Annotated in this window: 17 protein-coding genes; 11 read left to right on the top strand and 6 right to left on the bottom strand. The window is 60.1% G+C overall.

What is annotated here, in order from left to right; genetic code table 11:
- The first annotated feature begins 6 nt into the window (after positions 1–6).
- From ACP2AU_RS04420 to ACP2AU_RS04455, 8 genes are all read left to right on the top strand, one after another.
- Positions 7–369 (top strand): DUF6164 family protein, encoded by a 363-nt coding sequence (locus tag ACP2AU_RS04420; protein WP_426374828.1) that lies wholly within the window; start codon positions 7–9, stop codon positions 367–369.
- Positions 370–418: 49 nt separating this feature from the next.
- Positions 419–1,831, top strand: coding sequence for a sigma-54 interaction domain-containing protein (locus ACP2AU_RS04425; protein WP_426374830.1), 1,413 nt, complete (start codon positions 419–421; stop codon positions 1,829–1,831).
- Positions 1,832–2,230: 399 nt separating this feature from the next.
- Positions 2,231–3,196, top strand: a complete 966-nt coding sequence (locus tag ACP2AU_RS04430; protein ID WP_426374831.1) for a TRAP transporter substrate-binding protein — start codon at positions 2,231–2,233, stop codon at positions 3,194–3,196.
- Between the two features lie 116 nt (positions 3,197–3,312).
- Positions 3,313–3,951: a TRAP transporter small permease subunit gene (locus ACP2AU_RS04435; protein WP_426374833.1), complete on the top strand. Its 639-nt coding sequence runs from the start codon at positions 3,313–3,315 to the stop codon at positions 3,949–3,951.
- Positions 3,951–5,315 (top strand): TRAP transporter large permease, encoded by a 1,365-nt coding sequence (locus tag ACP2AU_RS04440; RefSeq protein ID WP_426374835.1) that lies wholly within the window; start codon positions 3,951–3,953, stop codon positions 5,313–5,315. Before ACP2AU_RS04435 ends, ACP2AU_RS04440 begins: the two co-directional genes overlap by 1 nt.
- 13 nt (positions 5,316–5,328) lie before the next feature.
- The gene (locus ACP2AU_RS04445; protein WP_426374836.1) at positions 5,329–6,108 is read left to right on the top strand and encodes a 3-hydroxybutyrate dehydrogenase; all 780 of its coding nucleotides are present in this window, start codon (positions 5,329–5,331) and stop codon (positions 6,106–6,108) included.
- A 16-nt stretch (positions 6,109–6,124) separates the two neighbouring features.
- The gene (locus tag ACP2AU_RS04450; RefSeq protein WP_426374838.1) at positions 6,125–8,113 is read left to right on the top strand and encodes an acetoacetate--CoA ligase; all 1,989 of its coding nucleotides are present in this window, start codon (positions 6,125–6,127) and stop codon (positions 8,111–8,113) included.
- 461 nt (positions 8,114–8,574) lie between these two features.
- Entirely contained in the window at positions 8,575–10,818 is a 2,244-nt protein-coding gene (locus ACP2AU_RS04455) for an NADP-dependent isocitrate dehydrogenase (RefSeq protein WP_426374840.1), read from the top strand.
- A gap of 76 nt (positions 10,819–10,894) precedes the next feature.
- Here the strand turns inward: ACP2AU_RS04455 and ACP2AU_RS04460 are convergent, their stop codons facing one another.
- From ACP2AU_RS04460 to ACP2AU_RS04480, 5 genes are read right to left on the bottom strand one after another with little or no spacing between them, the layout of a single operon-like run.
- Entirely contained in the window at positions 10,895–12,088 is a 1,194-nt protein-coding gene (locus ACP2AU_RS04460) for a cation:proton antiporter (protein WP_426374842.1), read from the bottom strand.
- A 3-nt stretch (positions 12,089–12,091) separates the two neighbouring features.
- Entirely contained in the window at positions 12,092–12,562 is a 471-nt protein-coding gene (gene ybaK / locus ACP2AU_RS04465; protein WP_426374844.1) for a Cys-tRNA(Pro) deacylase, read from the bottom strand.
- 60 nt (positions 12,563–12,622) lie between these two features.
- Positions 12,623–13,927, bottom strand: a complete 1,305-nt coding sequence (locus tag ACP2AU_RS04470) for a DSD1 family PLP-dependent enzyme (protein ID WP_426374845.1) — start codon at positions 13,925–13,927, stop codon at positions 12,623–12,625.
- Positions 13,928–13,929: 2 nt separating this feature from the next.
- On the bottom strand, positions 13,930–15,339 hold the full coding sequence (locus tag ACP2AU_RS04475) for a D-arabinono-1,4-lactone oxidase (RefSeq protein WP_426374847.1): 1,410 nt from the start codon (positions 15,337–15,339) through the stop codon (positions 13,930–13,932).
- Between the two features lie 6 nt (positions 15,340–15,345).
- Positions 15,346–15,723 (bottom strand): c-type cytochrome, encoded by a 378-nt coding sequence (locus ACP2AU_RS04480; RefSeq protein ID WP_426374849.1) that lies wholly within the window; start codon positions 15,721–15,723, stop codon positions 15,346–15,348.
- 135 nt (positions 15,724–15,858) lie between these two features.
- Between ACP2AU_RS04480 and ACP2AU_RS04485 the strand changes: the two genes are divergently transcribed.
- From ACP2AU_RS04485 to ACP2AU_RS04495, 3 genes are all read left to right on the top strand, one after another.
- Positions 15,859–17,082 (top strand): sensor domain-containing diguanylate cyclase, encoded by a 1,224-nt coding sequence (locus ACP2AU_RS04485; protein ID WP_426374851.1) that lies wholly within the window; start codon positions 15,859–15,861, stop codon positions 17,080–17,082.
- Positions 17,083–17,139: 57 nt separating this feature from the next.
- Entirely contained in the window at positions 17,140–18,426 is a 1,287-nt protein-coding gene (locus ACP2AU_RS04490; protein WP_426374853.1) for a serine hydrolase domain-containing protein, read from the top strand.
- Between the two features lie 110 nt (positions 18,427–18,536).
- Positions 18,537–18,767, top strand: a complete 231-nt coding sequence (locus tag ACP2AU_RS04495) for a hypothetical protein (RefSeq protein WP_426374855.1) — start codon at positions 18,537–18,539, stop codon at positions 18,765–18,767.
- Between the two features lie 4 nt (positions 18,768–18,771).
- On the opposite strand, the gene ACP2AU_RS04500 is transcribed toward ACP2AU_RS04495, so the two are convergent.
- Positions 18,772–19,776 carry a hypothetical protein gene (locus tag ACP2AU_RS04500; protein ID WP_426374857.1) on the bottom strand — a complete coding sequence of 335 codons (1,005 nt, stop codon included), beginning with the start codon at positions 19,774–19,776 and terminating at the stop codon, positions 18,772–18,774.
- Positions 19,777–19,850: the final 74 nt, after the last annotated feature.

The raw sequence follows: 19,850 nt of genomic DNA on the forward strand, positions 1-19,850 counted from the left end.
CACGCCATGCCCCACCACCTGATGAATCTGCGCCATGTACCTGATGACGAGGCCGAGGAAATCCGGGCCCTGTTCGAACAGCATGACGTGCGCTATTACGAAACGCCGCCCAGCCGCTGGGGCATCAGCATGGGGGGCTTCTGGGTACACGATGACGACGAGGCCACCCGGGCCCGGGCGTTGCTTGATGAGTATCAGCGCGAGCGTTATGAAAACCAGCGCAGAGCCTATGAGCAGGGAATGGCGCGGGGGCAGATAGGCGGTATCGGGTCGATGTTCCGGCGGTATCCGCTGCGAACGCTGGCAGCCTGTCTGGCGATTGCGGTGATTATCGGCATCAGTTTGTTGCCGTTCCTGCGCCTCGGTTAGCGATTCTTTTCTCAAGGCATAGTGCCGTCCACCCGCGAGTACCTGCACGATGAGCGAGCTGTTTACCCACAAGAATAAAAGCGGCCTCACCCGAAACCTGATCGAGGCGCTGTTTCCGATGTTCGAGGAAGCCAGCGCCGGTGCGATCGCCGTTGACCGGGACGCCAACATCACCTGGATTAACAGCAGCTACGCCCAGTTGCTGGGCCTGGGGGATCCGTCTCAGGTTATTGGCAAGCCGGTACGCAAGGTGATTCCCCAAACACGAATGCCGGAGGTGGTTGAAACCGGCAAACCGCTGCTGCTGGACATCATGGAACACAATCAGCAGCAGCTGGTGGTTACCCGGCTGCCCTATTACGACGAGCAGGACGCCATCGTAGGGGCGGTGGCGTTTGTGCTGTACGACGATTTACAGCCATTGACCCCACTGGTTTCCAAGTACCGGCGCCTGCACCGGGATCTTGCAGCGGCCCGGAAGGCCCTGGCCCGGAAAGCACGAAACACCCGCTATAGCCTTGGCGATTTTGTCGGTGGCAGCCCGGCTGCGCTGGAGGTCAAACGCCGGGCGCGCCTCGCCGCCGGTCGCGATATGCCGGTGCTGCTGTTGGGAGAGACGGGCACCGGTAAAGAGGTGCTGGCACAGGCAATTCATACCGCTTCTGGTCGGGCCGACAAGCCCTTTGTCGGGGTGAATGTGGCCGCCGTGCCGGAAAACCTGCTGGAGGCGGAGTTTTTCGGGGTGGTGCCGGGGGCCTACACCGGTGCCGATCGCCGTGCCCGGGAAGGCAAGTTCCAGCTTGCCAGCGGCGGCACCCTGTTTCTGGACGAGGTGGGGGATATGCCCCTGCCATTGCAGGCAAAGCTGCTGCGGGCGCTGCAGGAGGGGGAGATTGAACCGCTGGGGTCTAACAAGGTAGCCACGGTGGATGTGCGCGTAATTGCCGCCACCAGTCGCAATCTGGAGGCGATGCTCGCCGAGGGCAGTTTCCGGTCAGATTTATATTACCGCCTTAACGTTCTCGAGATTTCCATTCCGCCCCTGCGGGATCGCCTGGCCGACCTGGGGGTGCTCTGCGAAGCCTTGCTGGGCGAAATCAGTGAGAGCCACGGGGTGCGGGCAGACATCACCGATGCCGGGGTTGCGGCTCTGGCCGGCTACGACTGGCCCGGCAACATCCGGGAGCTGCGCAACGTGATTGAGCGGGCACTGACCATGGGGGAGGACGGAGAGCTCCTGGACGCGGATGCCATTTTCAAAGTGTTGCCCCGGACCAGTCATCGCCAGCTTTCCCCGCTATCAACGCGCTCCGTAAGGCCACTGGCGAGGATTGTTGCTGAAGCGGAGGCCCAGGCGATTGAAGAGGCTCTGGTGACTTGCCGTGGAAACCGCACCCGGGCGGCCCTATTGCTGGGGATATCCCGCTCGGTTCTCTACGAAAAACTCGCCAAAACGTCCTGATATCCGGACACCTGTCCGGCGATCAGGACAAATGCCTACGACTGATGTCTCTATGTGTCCTGTTTTCCGGACAGTTTAGCCTTTCCCGAGTATCTCTTTTATTCATAACCCCATGAAAAATAAAAACTAAGTGTTTCTGGTACGTCGTGTGCTTTACCGCGTGTGCAGGACGTCAGAACAAGGCAGACAACAAACTGGCGTTACCCGTTGGACCCACAATACGTCTTGTCCATTTGTTTCTGCATGGTCTGACTATACTCAGACAAGGCTCCGCGAGGGCCGCACACAACAACAAAGCAAGGAGACTTGCCAATGAAACTTCTCAAGGCTCTCACCGGTGTCGCCGGTGCGATTGCTCTCACCACCGGTTCTGCGTTTGCCGATGATTTGCGCTAGAAAATGCCTGTGGCATTTGCCACCAACCTCCCCGGCCTCGGGTCCCCGGCTGCCTGGGTCGCAGACAACCTGACCACGGCCTCTGACGGCAGCATTCAGGTTCGGGTGTACGAGCCTGGAAAGCTGGTGCCGCCGTTCGACATTCTCCAGTCGGTCTCGGATGGCAAGGTGTCCGCCGGTTACACCTGGATTGGCTACGATCAGGGCAAAGTGCCTGCCATCCCCCTGTTTGCTGCGGTTCCCTTTGGAATGAAGCCTCCCGCCTATATTGGCTGGTATTACTATGGTGGCGGCCATGAAATGCTGCAGGAAACCTACGCCAACAAGGGCTTTGATGTACACGCGCAACTGTGCGGCATCATCGGGCCGGAAACCGCGGGTTGGTATTCCAAGCCTATCGAAACCCTGGAAGACTACAAAGGCCTGAAGATTCGCTTCGCCGGCCTGGGCGGCAAGGTCCTGGAAAAACTGGGTGCCTCGGTCACCATGATGCCCGGCGGCGAGCTGTATCAGGCACTGGAAAAAGGCACCATCGATGCCACCGAATTTTCCATGCCCGCTATCGACCAGATTCTCGGCTTCAACCAGGTGGTTAAATACAACCTGTTCCCGGGCTGGCACCAGCAGTTCACCGCGCAGTATATGCTGATCAATAAGGACGAGTGGGCTCGGGCCACTAAAGCCCAGAAGGCGTTGGTTGAGGCGTCCTGCACCGCAGCGACCACCCGTGGTCTGGCTGAGGGCGAGTACAAGAACGGCAAGGTTCTGGCGGAGTTCCAGGACAAAGGCGTTCAGGCCGACCAGATCCCCCGCGATGTGCTGCTCAAGCTGAAAGAGATTACACAGGAAGTGCTTGAGGAAGAAGCGGCCAAGGATGCCGACTTCAAGCGTGTGTATGAGAGCCAGCAGGCGTTCATGGACACCTACAAGGTATGGGATACCCGTGCTTACGTTCCGGCTGATCTGTAAAGGGGCGGGCTGACCCGGGGCGCCATGAGCAATCCCGGCGCTCCCGGATGAAGTCTGGATGGCCCTGCGGGGCCATCCGTGTTTCGCGGCAGGCTTTCTGAACGAGGAACTGTGGTATGGCCGTATCTGATAAAGGCACGCCGCCTGATGTGCACGCATCGGCGTCGGACGCCGGTCAATTTATTCATCATCACACCGAGTTTCCGACGACCCGGCTCAGCCGGTTGATGGACGGTGTTATTTCCGTGATAGGCAAGAGCGCCTCCTGGCTCTGGTTCGTGGTGACCGGGGTGATCATTTACGCCGTTGTGGGCCGCTACGCCTTCGGGATGGGGTCGGTCACCCTGGAAGAAGTCCAGTGGCACCTGGCGGGCGCGGGTTGGTTGCTGGGGTTGGGCTATACCCTGGTCACCGATGATCACGTGCGGGTGGACGTTCTCCACGAACGCCTGTCGCTCAAGGGCCAGGCTTGGGTGGAACTGTTTGGCCTGTTGGTCCTGTTGTTGCCGTTCCTCGGGCTGGCGGTGTACGAGATGATCCCTTATGCCGTCAGCTCCTGGCAGCAGGGCGAGACCAGCCAGGCCCCGGCCGGTCTGCCCTATCGCTGGATTCTCAAGGGAGTTCTGGCGCTGTCTTTCGGGCTGCTCATCCTGGCCGCCCTGTCCCGTTTGCTGAAAGTGACGGCTCTGCTGTTCGGCTTTCCCAGGCCCATCCGGGTCGAGTCCGGTGCGAACCAGAAAGAGGATGCGTCCTGATGGAACTTGAAACCCTGTTTGTGATCGGTATGTTTCTGACCTTCGGGGCGCTGTTAATGACCGGCTTTCCGGTGGCGTGGGTTCTGGGTGGCACCGCCGTCATCTGGACGCTTGTCGGTGTGATTGCCGTGGAAAATTTTGGTGCCAATCTCTGGTTCGATTACTCGTCGTCCATGGGGCTGGTACCGGAACGAATCTGGAAGGTGGTCAGCAGTGAGACCCTTGTCGCCCTGCCCATGTTTATTTTCATGGGCATCATGCTGGACCAGTCCGGTGTCGCCGAGCGATTGATGAACAGCATGGTCAAGCTGTTTGGCGCGGTGCGCGGTGGCTACGCGGTGACAGTGATCGTAATTGGAGTGCTGTTGGCTGCCACCACCGGCATTATTGGTGCCTCGGTGGTCCTGCTGGGTATGTTGTCGCTGCCGGTGATGATGGAAAACAAGTACGACAAGGGCTTTGCCGTGGGCACGGCCTGTGCCACCGGAACTCTCGGTATTCTGATTCCCCCGTCGATCATGCTGGTTCTGATGGCTGACCGGCTGGCGGTGCCTGAGGCATCGGTTGGCGACCTGTTCATGGGGGCGTTTTTCCCCGGCCTGATGCTGGGTGCCATGTACGTGGCCTACGCCATTATCTTGCCGATGTTGCAGCCCAATATTGCGCCGGTGCCGGAAGGGACCGAGAAAGTCACCTGGGGTATTGTCTGGGAAGTCGCCAAAGCCGTTGTACCCACGGCGGCGCTGATCCTCGGGGTGCTGGGCTCCATCTTCGCCGGCATAGCAACACCAACGGAAGCCTCGGGTGTTGGTGCCCTTGGGGCGCTGCTGCTGGCGCTGATGTCGGGCCGGCTGAACCTGGGGGTACTCAATTCCTCCATGCAGCAGACCACCCGCACCGCTGCGTTCATTTTTGCCATTTTCCTCGGCGCGACGGCCTTCTCTGTGGTGCTGCGCGGCCTGGGTGGCGATCAGGTGATCGAAGACGCCCTTCTGGGACTGCCGTTTGGCCCTTACGGCGTGGTGCTTACCATCCTGTTTGGCGTTTTCCTGCTGGGGTTCTTTCTGGATTGGGTCGAGATCACGCTGATCATCCTGCCCCTGGTGGCGCCTGTGGTACAGACTCTGGGGTTTGACCTGGTGTGGTTCACCATTCTGTTTGCCATGTGTCTGCAGACCTCGTTCCTGACACCGCCGGTCGGTTTTGCTCTTTTCTACATCAAGGGCGTAGCGCCGCCGGAGATCAAGGTTACCGATATCTATCGGGGGGTTGTGCCGTTCATCATCATCCAGCTGGTCGCTCTGGCCATTGTCTTTGTGGTCCCGGAAATCGCGACCTGGCTGCCCGGTGTGGCTTACGATTAAGGAGAAAATAACCATGCGTCTGGAAAACCGGATTGCCCTGATTACCGGTGCTGGCCGCGGCATTGGTCGCGCCATTGCGGAGGCTTATGGCCGTGAAGGAGCTAAAGTCGCTGTGGCTGACCTAACGCTTCAGGCAGCACAGGATACGGTGGCTGCCATTGAGCGGGCCGGTGGCACCGCCATCGCCCTTGAAATGGACGTAACTGATGAATATGCAGTTGACGTAAACGTCAATAATGTGGTTAAACAGTGGGGCGGGCTGGACATTGCCATCGCCAACGCCGGCATTCAGCATATCGATCCGGTGCACAAACTTGCGTACGCGGACTGGCGCAAGGTCATGAACGTGCATCTCGACGGTGCCTTTCTGATGACTCGTGCGGCACTCAGGCATATGTATGCCAGCGGTGGTGGCACCATGCTTTATATGGGGTCGGTGCACTCGCTGGAAGCCTCCCCTCTGAAAGCACCCTATGTCGCCGCCAAGCACGGTATGCTGGGGCTGTGCCGGGCGGTGGCCAAAGAAGGTGCGGAGCATGGAGTACGCAGCAACATTATCTGCCCCGGTTTCGTGCGCACACCGCTGGTGGACAAGCAGATACCGGAACAAGCCAAAGAATTGGGCATTTCCGAAGAAGAAGTCATCAACAAGGTCATGCTGAAGAATACCGTGGACGGGAAGTTCACCACCCTGGAAGACGTATCAGAACTGGCGGTGCACCTGGCAGCCTTCCCGTCCGCTGCCCTCACTGGCCAGTCGATTGTGGTCAGCCACGGCTGGCATATGCAGTAATTTTCTGGAGAGACGGATGAGTCACACAGAACAATCACCGGTAGTCTGGTCTCCCTCAGACGAGACCCTGGCGCATTCCCGGATGGGCCGGTTCAAAACCTGGCTGGAGCGTCAGGGCTTTGGCCCCTTTGCCGATTACCATGCCCTGCACCAGTGGTCGGTGGCCGAACTCGACACCTTCTGGCAGAAAGTCTGGGACTATTGCGGCCTGGTTTCCGAAACGCCAGCCAAGCGGGTGCTGGGCCACCGCGAGATGCCCGGTGCCGAATGGTTTCCGGGTATGAAGCTGAATTTCGCCGCCAACCTCTTGCGGCTGGCGGAGGGCGATCATGCTGATAAAGAAGCGGTGGTGGCCTATTGCGAAACCCGCCCGGTGTTGCGCAAGAGCTACGCCGAGCTGAAAGCCGACGCCGGTGCTCTGGAAGCCTTCCTGCGCAGCAAGGGCATCGTCAAGGGCGACCGGGTGGCCGGTGTGGTCGCTAATGGCTACGAAGCCCTGGTGGCTATGCTGGCGGCCACCAGTCTCGGGGCGATCTGGAGCTCCGCCTCACCGGACTTTGGCATTGGCGCCATCAACGACCGCTTTGGCCAGATCGAGCCTGCGGCGCTGATCGCGGTGAACGGCTACGGTTATGGCGGTAAAGTGTTCGCGCGGCAGGAAGACTTCGCCGAGCTGATTGCCGGCCTGCCTTCGCTGAAAACCGTGGTCAGTGTTGCCCAACTGCCCGACGAGGCACCGATCCCCGGGGAACTGGTTACCACCTGGGATGACGCCATGAAGGCCGGCAAAGGCCAGGCGCCTTCGTTCGCCCCGGTCGATCCGGATCATCCGGTGTACATCCTGTATTCGTCCGGCACCACCGGCAAACCCAAGTGCATTGTGCACGGCACTGCCGGGTTGCTGGTCAACCACGCCAAGGAACTGATGCTCCACGGTGACGTTGGCCCCGAGGACCGGTTTCTGTACTTCACTACCTGCGGCTGGATGATGTGGAACTGGCAGGCCTCGGCCCTGCTGACCGGCGCGGCGGTGATCACCGTGGATGGCTCCCCGGGTTACCCGAGCCTGAACTTCCTGTGGGAAACCGTAGCGAAAGAACGGGTCACCCACTACGGCACCAGCGCCCGTTTCATCGCCGGCTGCCGCAAAGCCGGACTGCAACCGGCGAAAACCCTGGACCAGAGCCACCTGCGCGTGGTGTTCTCCACCGGCTCCCCGCTGTTGCCGGAAGACTACGATTGGATCTATACCGACGGCGCGCCCAACGTGCTGCTGGGCTCTATCGCCGGTGGCACCGACATCTGCGGCTGCTTCGTCGGCGCCACGCCCCTGTTACCGGTGCGCCGGGGTGAAATCCAGTGCCGCTTCCTGGGCGTGGACGCTGTGGCCTATGGCGACGACGGCCAGCCGGTGCAGGAAGGCCGGGGTGAGCTGGTGTGCCGTCAGCCGCTGCCGTCCATGCCGGTGAGCTTCTGGCAGGACCCGGGCAACGAGCGCTACAAAGACGCCTACTTCAACACCTTCCCCGGGGTCTGGGCCCATGGCGACTTCATTGAATTCACCGAACATGGTGGTGCCATCATCTACGGCCGCTCCGACGCCACGCTCAACCCTGGTGGTGTGCGTATCGGTACCGCGGAAATCTACCGCCAGGTGGAAACCATTGATGCGGTCAAAGACAGCCTCGTGGTTGGCCGCCAGATCGACGGCGACGTGGAAGTGGTGCTGTTCGTGGTTCCGGCCGAAGGTCAGACCGTCGACGACGACCTGGCCAAAACCCTGAAAACCCGAATCCGTGAAGGCGCCAGCCCCCGGCACGTGCCCAAACACATCGTTGAAGTGCCAGACATTCCCTACACCCGTAGCGGAAAGAAAGTGGAACTGGCGGTGGCCCGGCTGATCAACGGCTCCAGCAAAGCCGACAACCGGGATGCGCTGGGCAACCCGGAAGCGCTGGACCGGATTCGGGAGCGTTTGGCTGCGGTTGGGCTGTTGCCTGAGTGAGTCTCTGTGTAGCGTGGTTTGACGTGTTTTGTCGACAAAACACAGCCCAGAAGCTCGATGCCGGGGTTACGGGCAGGCGACTCCTGTGACTGACGAGCGGTGGTGGGGGGTGCCTCCCAAAACTGTGTGGAGCCATTGATGGCGGAACCCAAGCGACACAGGGATGTGCCGCCAGGAGCGTGTTTTGGGAGGCACCCCCGCCACCACGCTCCCGCCAACGCAAAAAAACTGATAAATGTTAGAAAGTTTCGTAAATTCCCGCCATTTCATCGTCCTGTCACGGAAGATCAGGCATTTTAAGTCCGTTCTTATACTAAGATCGTAACCAATATTTTGAAAAAAATGCTATCTTAGTAGGTCTATCAAAAGTTCCGAATCAGTCACTGGCCCGACCGGACGTTCACAAGACGCCCGCCCGCGCCATGACCGTCCTGAACCCACCCAATAGCCTGAGGACGAAAATGACATCATCCAAAGCCAAGATTGTCTACACACTGACCGACGAGGCCCCCGCCCTCGCCACCCGGTCACTGCTTCCCATCCTGGAAACCTTTGCCAAGCCGGCCGCCATTGACTTTGAAACCAGCGACATCTCGCTGGCGGCTCGTATTCTGGCCGGGTTCCCGGATTACCTTCAGGAAGACCAGCGGGTTCCGGATGCCCTGGCTGAATTGGGTGAGTACACCAAGGATCCGGAAGCCAACATCATTAAACTGCCGAACATTTCTGCGTCCATCCCCCAGTTGCGTGCGGCGATCAAAGAGCTGAACGAGCAGGGCTACGACGTACCGGAATACAAAGAGCACCCGGAGACGGACGAAGAGAAAGACATTCATGCTCGTTACAGCAAGGTGCTGGGCAGCGCGGTGAACCCGGTTCTGCGTGAGGGCAACTCCGATCGCCGTGCCCCGGCCGCGGTCAAGGCTTTTGCCCGCAAATACCCGCACACCATGGGCGAGTGGAGCCCGGCTTCCCGTACCCACGTGGCCCACATGCGCGGTGGAGACTTCTACTCCAGCGAGCAGTCCGTCACGCTGGACAAGGCCACCAATGCCCGCATCGTATTCGAGAACGGAAAAGGCGAGCAGACCGTGCTGAGAGCCGACCTGCCGCTGCAGGAAGGCGAGGTTCTGGACGGTATGTTCATGAGCAAGAAAGCGCTGGTGAAGTTCTTTGAGGACGCCATCGCCGATTGCGAGAAAACCGGGGTGATGTTCTCCCTGCACGTGAAAGCCACCATGATGAAGATCTCTCACCCGATCGTGTTCGGTCACGCGGTGAAGGTGTTCTACAAAGAGCTGTTCGACAAGTACGGCGACCTGTTCGAGGAAATCGGCGTTAACCCGAACAACGGCCTGTCCTCAGTGATCGAGAAGATCAAGCAACTGCCGGAGTCCAAACAGGAGCAGATCCAGGAAGACCTGCACGCCTGCTACGAGCACCGCCCGGAAATTGCCATGGTGGATTCGGTAAAAGGCATCACCAACCTGCACGTGCCCAGCGACGTGATTGTCGATGCGTCCATGCCGGCCATGATTCGTAACTCAGGTAAGATGTGGGCCCGCGATGGCAAGTTGAAGGACACCAAGGCGGTGATGCCGGAGTCTACCTACGCCACCATCTACCAGGAAACAATCAACTTCTGTAAAACCCACGGCGCCTTTGACCCCACCACCATGGGTACCGTGCCCAACGTTGGTCTGATGGCCCAGAAAGCCGAAGAATACGGATCCCACGACAAAACCTTTGAAATCAAGGAAGACGGTATTGTCCGTGTGATCGCTGAAGACGGCACCGTGCTGACTGAGCATAAGGTTGAAGAGGGTGACATCTGGCGTGCCTGCCAGACCAAAGACCTGCCGATCCGCGACTGGGTCAAGCTGGCGGTGAATCGTTCCCGCTCCAGTGGTATGCCGGCGGTGTTCTGGCTGGATGACGAGCGCGCCCACGATGCCCAGCTGATCAAGAAGGTGCACACTTACCTGGCCGAACTCGACACCGATGGCCTGGATATCCACATCATGTCCCCGGTTCGCGCCATCCGCTGGACCATGGAGCGCCTGATCCGCGGCCTGGACACCATCTCGGTGACCGGCAACGTGCTGCGGGACTACCTGACCGATCTGTTCCCGATTCTGGAACTGGGCACCAGTGCCAAGATGCTGTCCATCGTGCCGCTGCTTAACGGCGGTGGCCTGTACGAGACCGGTGCTGGCGGTTCCGCACCGAAGCACGTGCAGCAGCTGATCCAGGAAAACCACCTGCGCTGGGATTCCCTGGGTGAATTCCTGGCCACTGCGGTCTCCCTCGACGAGCTGGGCGAGAAGCAGAACAACGAACGGGCGCGTCTGCTGGGTCAGACCCTGGACAAGGCCACCGAGCGTTTGTTGGAGAACAACCAGTCACCATCACGGGTGACCGGTGAGCTCGACAACCGGGGTTCCCACTTCCACCTCGCCCGCTACTGGGCGGAAGAACTGTCGCAGCAGGATGGCGACAAGGATCTGAAAGAGTTCTTCACCAAGCTGTCTTCACAGCTGGAAGAGAACAAGGACAAGATCCTGGAAGAAATGACCGTGGTACAGGGTCATCCGGCGGACATTGGTGGTTACTACCATGCGCCGATGGACAAGGTCTGCGAGGCGATGCAGCCGAGTGCCACCTTCAACAGGATTCTGGCCGAGGCACGGGATTCCGTGCAGTAAGGCCAGAGTTTCAGCCGGGCCATGGGTCCGGCATGAATCCCCGAAACCCGGTGCGCCTGAGGCTCACCGGGTTTTTTTATTCGTCCGGTTCTTCCTGGTAGCCCTGTCCCGTTTCACCGGCTTTGTGTAGCTGGAGCAGTGTCATCGGAGGGCCGATCAGCTCGAATACCACCGTAGCGCCAATGACCAGGGGCAGTATGTAGCCAAGCTCCGGCAGCCGTTCGGTGGCCACCAGGGCCAGGCCCAGGGCGACACCGGCCTGGGGCATCAGGCAGGCGCCGATACGCTGTCGGGTTTCCGGAGCAGAGCCGGCGAGCAGGCCGCCCAGATACCCCCCGACCAGGCGGCCGCCAATGCGGGCCAGCACATAGGCCAGGCCAAGCGCGCCGAGGGTGGGAAGCGACAGCCAGTCGAGCTGGTAGCCGGCCATGAAGAAAAACAGCGCCAGGAAGGGCTCGGAAATGCCTTCGATGGAACGGAACGGCCGAACGTGATGTCGAGCTCGGTTCGCCACCACAATGCCCAGGGTCATGCAGGTCAGCAGGTACGACAGGCCAAACCAGCTGGCCAGCCCCGCCGCGACAAAGACAAACCCGGCGGATTCCAGCAGCATGGGTTCACCCGGCCGCAGGCGCCCGGTCAGCCAGGCCATGGGGAACCCCAATGCCATACCCAGCAGCACCGAGCCTGCCACTTCCCAGAGCCCGTGCAACATGGCCGTGGGGCCGCTCAGGTCGCCGTTGCCCAGCAACAGACCGGCCGCCACCAACAGAATACTGAACAGAATGGCACCCCAGGCATCGTCGATGGCGACCACCTGAAAAACCAGCCGGGTGAGCGGGCCGTTGGCGCCCGCTTCGCGCAGGACATCCAGGGTCGCTGCGGGTGCCGTGGCGGTGGCAATGCCGCCCAGCAGCAGAGCCGCTGGCAGGTTGCCGGTTACGGCCCAGACCGCCAGGATGACAGCCATGGCGGTCAGCAACGTGACGGCCAGGCTGACAATCAGCGCTTCTTTCCCCTGGCTGAGATCCCGTGCCGACATTCGTTCACCCAGCAGAAAACCCACCATCGCCAGGGTTAACTGGGTAATCAGGCTGAAGCTCTGGTCTGCGTTATCCGGCAGCAGGTCAAGCAGATCCGGTCCGGCCAGGGCGCCCAGCAACAGCAGCAGGGTTACCCGAGGCACGTGCACCTTCTGGCCCACGGCGTGCGCAGCGAGTGCCAGCAGCAAAGTGCTGCCGATAAGAATCAGGTCGCTGGCGTGATTCACCCCTTACTCCTGTTGCAGCGGAGCGAACCGGGCCTGGGTCAGCCGGGCCAGATCGGCGGGTGCCAGTTCGATTTCCAGGCCCCGTTTGCCGGCACTGACAAAGATCGTTTCGAAGTCCTCGGCGGACTGGTCGATGAAGGTTTTCAGACGTTTTTTCTGGCCCAGGGGACTGACCCCACCCAAGACGTAGCCGGTGGTGCGCTGCACCAGCTGTTTGTCGGCCATGGCGGCTTTCTTGGCGCCGGCGGCCCTGGCAATCTGTTTCAATCCGAGCAGGGCGGCGACGGGTACGATGCCCACCGCCAGATTCTTACCATCGAGGCTGACTACCAGGGTCTTGAACACCTGGGCCGGGTTCGCACCGGTTTTTTCCGCCGCTTCCTCGCCATAGCTTTCCGCAGCCGGATCGTGCTCATACTCGTGGATGGTGTAATTCACCCGGGCCTGTTTGGCGGCGTTGATTGCGGGGGTCATGACGGTTCCTGTTGGTTGGATCGAACGTAGCACCGATTAAAGCATGTGCCGCCAACGAGTTCATCCTTCCCGGAACACCGGCCAGCGGTCGGTAATGGCTCCCCTGGCAGGATCAAAGACGGCCAGATCGCCGAACTGCAGGAAGACCGATTCGCTCTGGTGTGGCCGAAGAAACACCCGGTCGCCCTCTGCCAGGGGTAGATCGTGCGCGAGATTGAGCATTTCCTGATTGCTGGAGCGCCCGTAGACCGGGTTGGTGGTTAAACCTTTCGGCGACACTGCCGTTGCCGGCCAGTTTCCACCGTATATAAAGGCGGCACGGGCCCGGTTCGGATTCCACAAAGCTTGCAACCGGCCCAGCCCGGGGGCGCCGGGAATGCGGGTGGACTCCAGCAGCTTCAGTACCGGCGTGGCGATGAACGCGGCGGGCCGGTGGCCTGCCAGTGTCGGCAGGTCGAAATCAGTGGGCATCACCAGCCCCGAACCGGCGGAGAGTTCGTTGACCGGAAGCTTGCCGGACAACCCCCGGTAAAGCTGATAGGTGGTCGAACCCCCGGTATTGAGCGTCAAGTCGTTCAGTGATCGCCCCAGATGCTGTTCGGCCGCACTGACAAACTCCTGGTATCGAGTCATCGCCCGGTCCCGGAGCCAGGTTGCCGGGCCCGGTGCTTTCATGATGTGGGGTTCGTAACCCATGAAGCCACTGAAACTCAGCCATGGCGATTGCTCGATGGTCGACAGCGCGCGCAGCAGGTCTTCGGTTTCACGGAAGCCGCCCCGATGCAGGCCAATATCAATTTCCAGATTGATACGCAGAGGACGCTGTTGCTCACGGGCGAAACGCTCGTACGCCGCCAGGCGCCGGGGCGAGTCCACCAGCCATTGCAGTTGCCGCTCGGGTTGGAAGCTTCCGTTATCCCGTGCCTGTTGCTGGTAGAAGTTATCCACAGCGGCCACGGGCAATGGCTTACCCAGTAAAATGTCGGCGTGTGGCAGAGCCCGGGCCACGGCATTGAGAAACGGCTGATGAAAGATCATCAGCCGATGGGTGCCGGCCCCGGCCATAATCTGGCGCAACAACGGCAGCGATGGCAGTGATTTCACCACGATCCGGTAATGGTACTCCTGGCCCAGATGATGGTTCAGGGTGGCGATATTGTCAGCCAGACGTTGTTGATCCACCACCAGCGTGGGCGTGGCCAGTGCGGCGTCTGTCAGTGCAGTATCCAGTGCCTGAAAATAATTGTTATGGCCGGCGCGCTCTGCCCGGGGGCGCAACCATGCCGCGGTGCCGGCAGCACCCAGTGCCGCGGCGCCGAGCAGTAACGCCCGGCGCTGGCGATGAAAATCTCTGCTGTGGGCCATGATCAGCCACTCCCACTGTTAGCTGCGAACAGATCGGCCAGGTAGGGGTTTAAAAAGCGCCCTTTCGGATCAAGGCTTTGACGCACCGCCAGAAAGTCCTGCCATTTTGGATACAGTGCCTGGAAATCCCCGGCGCCCAGGGTATTGAGTTTGCCCCAATGGGGGCGACCACCATAACGCCGGAAAATCGGCTCCAGTGCCGAGAACATCGGTTGATAGTCCTCCTCAAAAAACCGATGCACGGCAATGGAGACGGAATCACGCTGGTAGAACGGGCTAAGCCAGGCATCGTCGGCTTTCACAAAGCGGACTTCAAAGGGGAAGAAGACCTCCGGGAACTTTGTTTCCACCAGGGCGACGATCTCCCGGAAGGCCGCCTGCCAGTTTTCGCGCGGCAGATGGTATTCCATTTCGTTGAAGCGCACGTTGCGGTCGCTGGTGTAGTTTTGCCAGGACGGTGCCACTTTCACTTCTTTTTCCAGCGTCCGGATATACCCTCCCAGAATCAACCGCCGCAGCCGGGGTGACCAGGCCAGGTAATCCCGGGCTCGCTGCAAGTCGCGTGCGCCATCGTTCTGGTCCAGTTGTTCCGTGGCTGAGGCCGGTGCCCCGGTGATGTCGTGCTGGCTGGTAAAACCCATGCCGGAAAACGGAATGTAGTAGAACTCGTAATTGCGGTGGCGGTCGGCGCGGGCATCAGCGGAGGCGAGAATATCTTCCAGGGGTAGCCATTCCGTGGTTTTGCGCAGCCGGTAAGGGCGGGTGTTCTGCAGGGTGACATCGGTTATGATGCCCAGCGAACCCAGGCCCACCCGGGCAGCGTGGAAAACCTCGGGATGTTGCTGGCGACTGCATTCCAGAAGCTCCCCGTCAGCGGTCATCAGCGTGAGCCCTTCCACGTATCCGGACAAACTCATTAATCCGGCACCTGTGCCGTGGGTGGCGGTTGCCAGCAAGCCGCCCAGGGCTTGCTGATCGATATCCGGCAGGTTGAACATGGCCTGGTTGACCCTGTCCAGCGGTTGGCCCAGCTGCCCCAGCAATGTCCCGGCGCGTACCCGGGCCTGGCACAGCCGGTCATCGTGATCCACCAGGCCGGTCAGGCGCGCGAGCGAAACCAGGATGCCATCGGTTGGCACCAGCGCCGAAAAAGAATGCCCTGACCCGACCGGCCGGATTGTGGCCTCACGATTGCCGGGGTCCAGCAGCAGTTCCCGGAGCTCGTCGATGCTCGCCGGTGCCAGGCGATCCTGCGGCAAGCACTGCTGAGACCCGGACCAGTTACGCCAGGGCAGCGGGGCGCGTGACTGGGCGCCGGCAGTTGCTGGCGCGCCATCAGCCGCTCTGGCCTCCGGTAGATGCGTGGTAATGGCGGTGCTGATCAGCAGTTGCAGAAAATGGCGTCTTTCCATCACTGCTTACTCCCCGGCGTCTGCGGGTATGGCCATAAACCGGATCAGCTGACGGAACTCTTCGGTGTTGCAGTCCATGCACAGACCATAAGGTGGCATACCTCCGATTCCGGCCACCACGTTATTCACCAGGGTATCCATGCCCTTGTCCAGGCGCTGCTGCCAGGCTGCGCCGTGACCGGTCAACGGAGCATCGGATGTGCCCCGGGCGTGGCAGGCCTGACAGGAGCGCTGATAGATGGCGGCGAGGGCCGGGGAGGCTGGAATGGTGTTGGCGGCATAGGTCTGGATGGCCGGTGACGGAGTCGTGTTGCTGTCGCAGGCACTCAGGCCGATGATCAGCGCGGCCATGGTGATCCGGCCCAGGCGTTTGTCCGGTATCATTGTTCTTATCCAATACGCGATGAGTTGTCACGTTAAGTTTCTCTGATTCGGGTCGAAACTGCAAATCCTCCTCGACGGTCGATCACTCACTGTCTACTTTTTAGATAGGAGTTCAAGACACGAAAAGGATCCGCGATGGCGCCTGAACCGCCAGAACGTTCGCAATACAAACGACTGCAGGAAAAACACGGCCCGTGGCGGCGGGCGCTGTGGGCCATGCTGATTTACCTGGTGGCGGGGCTGATCTGGATATCGGTATCGGACCACATGGCGGCCACCTGGTTTTCGGACCCCGAGCAGTTATTACGGATACAGACCTGGAAAGGCATTCTGTTCGTGCTGGTGACCGCTGCCGTGCTGTTTGTGGTTATCCTGCGCCAACTGAACCAGGACCGCGCCCGGCTTTTGCTGCAGGAGGATCAGCGCCGGGCGCTGCGACGCCGCGAGCGCCAGTTGACGGTGCTGATGGATAACCTGCCGGGCATGGCCTACCGGTGTCTGCCGGACGATGACTGGACCATGCTCTTTGTCTCTGCCGGATGTGCCGACCTGACCGGTTACCAACCTGAAGAGCTGTTACACAACCGGGTGGTCAGTTACGCGGCACTGATTGATCCGGAGGACGCCGGGCAGGTTGCCCGGGACGTCGAAACGGCTGTGCGCCTGGGGCGGGCATTCTCGGTGGAATACGCCATCACCCGCAAGGATGGCCGGAAAATCTGGGTATGGGAGCGAGGTTGCGGAGTCCGGGATGACGAAGGGACTGTCGTGCTCGAGGGCATCATGCTGGATATTTCCGATCGCAAGCAGCTGGAAAATGAGCTGGAGGCCATGGCGACACGGGACTCGCTGACCGGGGTACTTAACCGTCGGGAATGTTCCCGGGTTCTGAACGAGGAGCTGGAGCGGGCGCGCCGGTATGCTCGCCCGCTGGCGTTGCTCTGGATCGATTTTGATCACTTCAAGGAAATTAACGATAGCTGGGGCCATGCGGCCGGTGACTCGGTGCTCTGTGATATCAGCCATTTACTGGAGGACAGCGTCCGGAGCGTCGACACGCTGGGGCGTTTCGGGGGCGAGGAGTTCGTCATTATTCTGCCCGAGATGGGCGTGGGCGAGGCCGAAGAAACCGCTGAGCGTCTTCGACAGCGGGTTGCCAGACAGCCGGTATTGCTGGAGTCCGGACACAGTATCCGGCTGACGATCAGTGTGGGCGTGGCGGTGTTCCCGGACCATGGTGAGTCCCTGGATTCACTGTGCGCGGCGGCAGACAAAGCGATGTATCGGGCCAAAAAACAGGGCCGGAACTGCATCGCCATGGCACAGCCGTTGGAGGCAGTTCATAATGGCCTCAGGTAGTCACGTGTTCCGGCTCTGGCTTTGTAAACCAATAACAAGACTGAAAAGGCGTTTAATATGCATTCACTCGCCCGCCGGGCCCTGAATACCAGCGCTATTCCCCGCGATCTGGCGTCGGTGACCTTCCGTGATCATGCCGGGGAGTTTCCGGAGCGCGTTGGGCTCGACGACAGTGCCACCGAAGCGGTTTGGCGCAGCGTGGAAGCCCTGTATCGCACCGGGGTGCATCCGGGTCTTCAATTATCCCTGCGTTACCGGGGTGAGCCGGTGCTGCACCGCGCTATCGGTCATGCCCGGGGAAACGGACCGCGTGATCCGGCCTCTTTATCGGGCGTGCCCATGACCACCGACACACCGGTCTGCTTTTTCTCAGCCTCCAAGGCGGTAACTGCCCTGTTGATCCACCTGTTGTGCGAACAGGGCCTGGTTAACCTTATGGACCCGGTTTCCTATTACTGTCCGGAATTCGGCCGTAACGGCAAGCGGACCATCACCGTGCATCAGATACTGTCGCACCGCGGCGGCATTCCCGCGATTCCGCGTGAAACCCCGATTGATGTGCTCTGGGACCGCGACGAGGTCTGGCGATTGCTGTGTGCTGCCAGGCCGGTGGAGGTGGATGGCGCGAAAGTGGCCTACCACGCCATCACCGGCGGATTTGTGCTGCAGCGGGTTCTGGAAAAGGTAACCGGCGATAGTATCGAGAATTATCTGGACCGTTACCTGCGCCGGCCAATGGGCATGAAATGGTTTACCTACGGCATTGCCCCCGAGCATCTGCCTGAGCTGGCCAGTAATTACGCCACGGGCCCTACTCCCCGGTTTCCCGTGTCCTGGGTAGTCAACCGGGCGTTGGGCGGCGACATTCGAACCGTAGAAAAAGTCACCAACGATCCGCGTTTTCAGGAGGCGGTGATCCCGGCGGGAAATCTGTGCGGTACCGCCGAGGAAATGGGACGTTTTTTCCAGATGATGCTTAATGGCGGTGTCTGGAACGGCCGCCGCATATGCAGTGAGCTTACGATTCGACGGGCCATTCAGCAGTTCGGCTCGTTACAGCTGGACCGGACCATGCTGGTGCCTATGCGCTTCAGTGCCGGCATGATGCTGGGGGGCAATCCGGTGGGGCTGTGGGGGCCGAAAAGCCGCTATGCGTTTGGCCATGTCGGCCTGATCAACAAGTTGTGCTGGGCCGATCCGGCCCGGGATATCTCGGTGAGCCTGTTGAACACCGGCTTCCCGATTGTGGGTCATCACTTACCCGCACTCGCCCGGTTTGTCTATACGGTCTGCAATCAGTTCCCGGTATTGCCGGAAAGCCAGCGCCGGTTATTGGCGGCCTGAGTGTGAACAAAAGTGAAAGCTTGTTCATCCGAATTGCACTTTGTCAGACAGTTGGGCACACTTGTTTCCGTTAAAAGGATGTTTTCCGCACTCATTGGACGAGGTTAATTATGGAAAAGCCGGTATCGCCCCACCACAGTCAGCGTCAGGTCAGGCTGGACCAGCACGACAGTGTCCGGTCCCATGTGCAGCAACAGATCTGCGATGAAGTCAGGCGTCTTGAGCGCCGCATCGAAACGCTTCGCCTTACCAAAGCCCCCCACGCAGCCATCATGATTTCCGCTTACGAGCGTATGATTTGCCGAAAAAAGGGTTTTTTGCAGAACTGGGATCTGCAGTAAGCCGTCAGGGCCTTAGCCCGGTGTGCCGGGTGGCGTATTGATACTCCGGTGTCGTCTTCTCAGAGCAGTAATCGGCGGAACCCGGCGCCTGGTTCAGTGAGGTAAACACGTGCACCTCCGGTGTGTCGTAGTCCATGCGGATTTTCACACAGTCAACGGTGTTGCCGGCGAAGGTGAATTCCGGCCCGCCTTGCGTATTGTCCTCAGTCCCCACGTTCGTACCATCAATAATCAGCGTGTCTGAATCCAGGCCTTCGTAGGCCCGGGTAAAAGACAGTTCCCGTTCGCCCGGGATGACTAGCGTTCCCTCGGTGTTGGTTCTGGCTCCGTCGTTGTAACCGGTGGAAGAAAAGCCCGCCGGTTTGAACTGGGTGGCCAGTGTCGCGCTCGGGCGTGTGGAGCCGTCGGGAAAGTCCCCGGCGGCGGTCCAGGTCAGTATACGGGTTATGCGGTTAGAGGAATCCGGTGTATAGACCCATTTCACGATCGGGTATGGCCAGTTGTATTCCTGTTCCGGCTGGCCATCCAGTAAGGCCGTCTGGTCGGTAAACCGGACGTTTACCCGATTGGTCCGGTTGTTGTACTCCCCGGCTTCGCCCTGCTCGATCCGGCGCACGATGTACTGTCGGCCCTCCTGGAAATTGGCCACTTCGTTTTCCCCGATGACACGACGGATGAGATCCAGCGGGTTGCGCACGGACAGGAGCCCCGGTGGTGTGTCGCCGGTGTAGTCGAGCCCGGCAAACAACGCCAGTTGTTCACGAATACTGTCTGCCACCGCTTGAGATTCCGCACTGTTTGCTGCGTTCGGGTCTGGTTCAACCGCCTGGACGAGATCGGCCAACAGGGTGTTATTGGTCTGCAGGGTTAAATCAAAGCTGGAAAAGGTGAGGTCCACATTGGTTGCCGGGTTCCGGGTGGAAGAGGAATCTCCACCACTGTCAATCCGGCACCCGGAGAGTGTCAATAACGTGAAGGAAACGGCGACAAAAAAGCAGGAATGTCTCATTTCAGGTGACCCCGGGGTGCGAAAAAGCGTGTGAGCGGCTACAGTGACCAGTGCTGACAATAAACGATAAAGCT

It is taken from the genome of Marinobacter sp. VGCF2001, from assembly GCF_049943275.1.
GTDB lineage: Bacteria > Pseudomonadota > Gammaproteobacteria > Pseudomonadales > Oleiphilaceae > Marinobacter.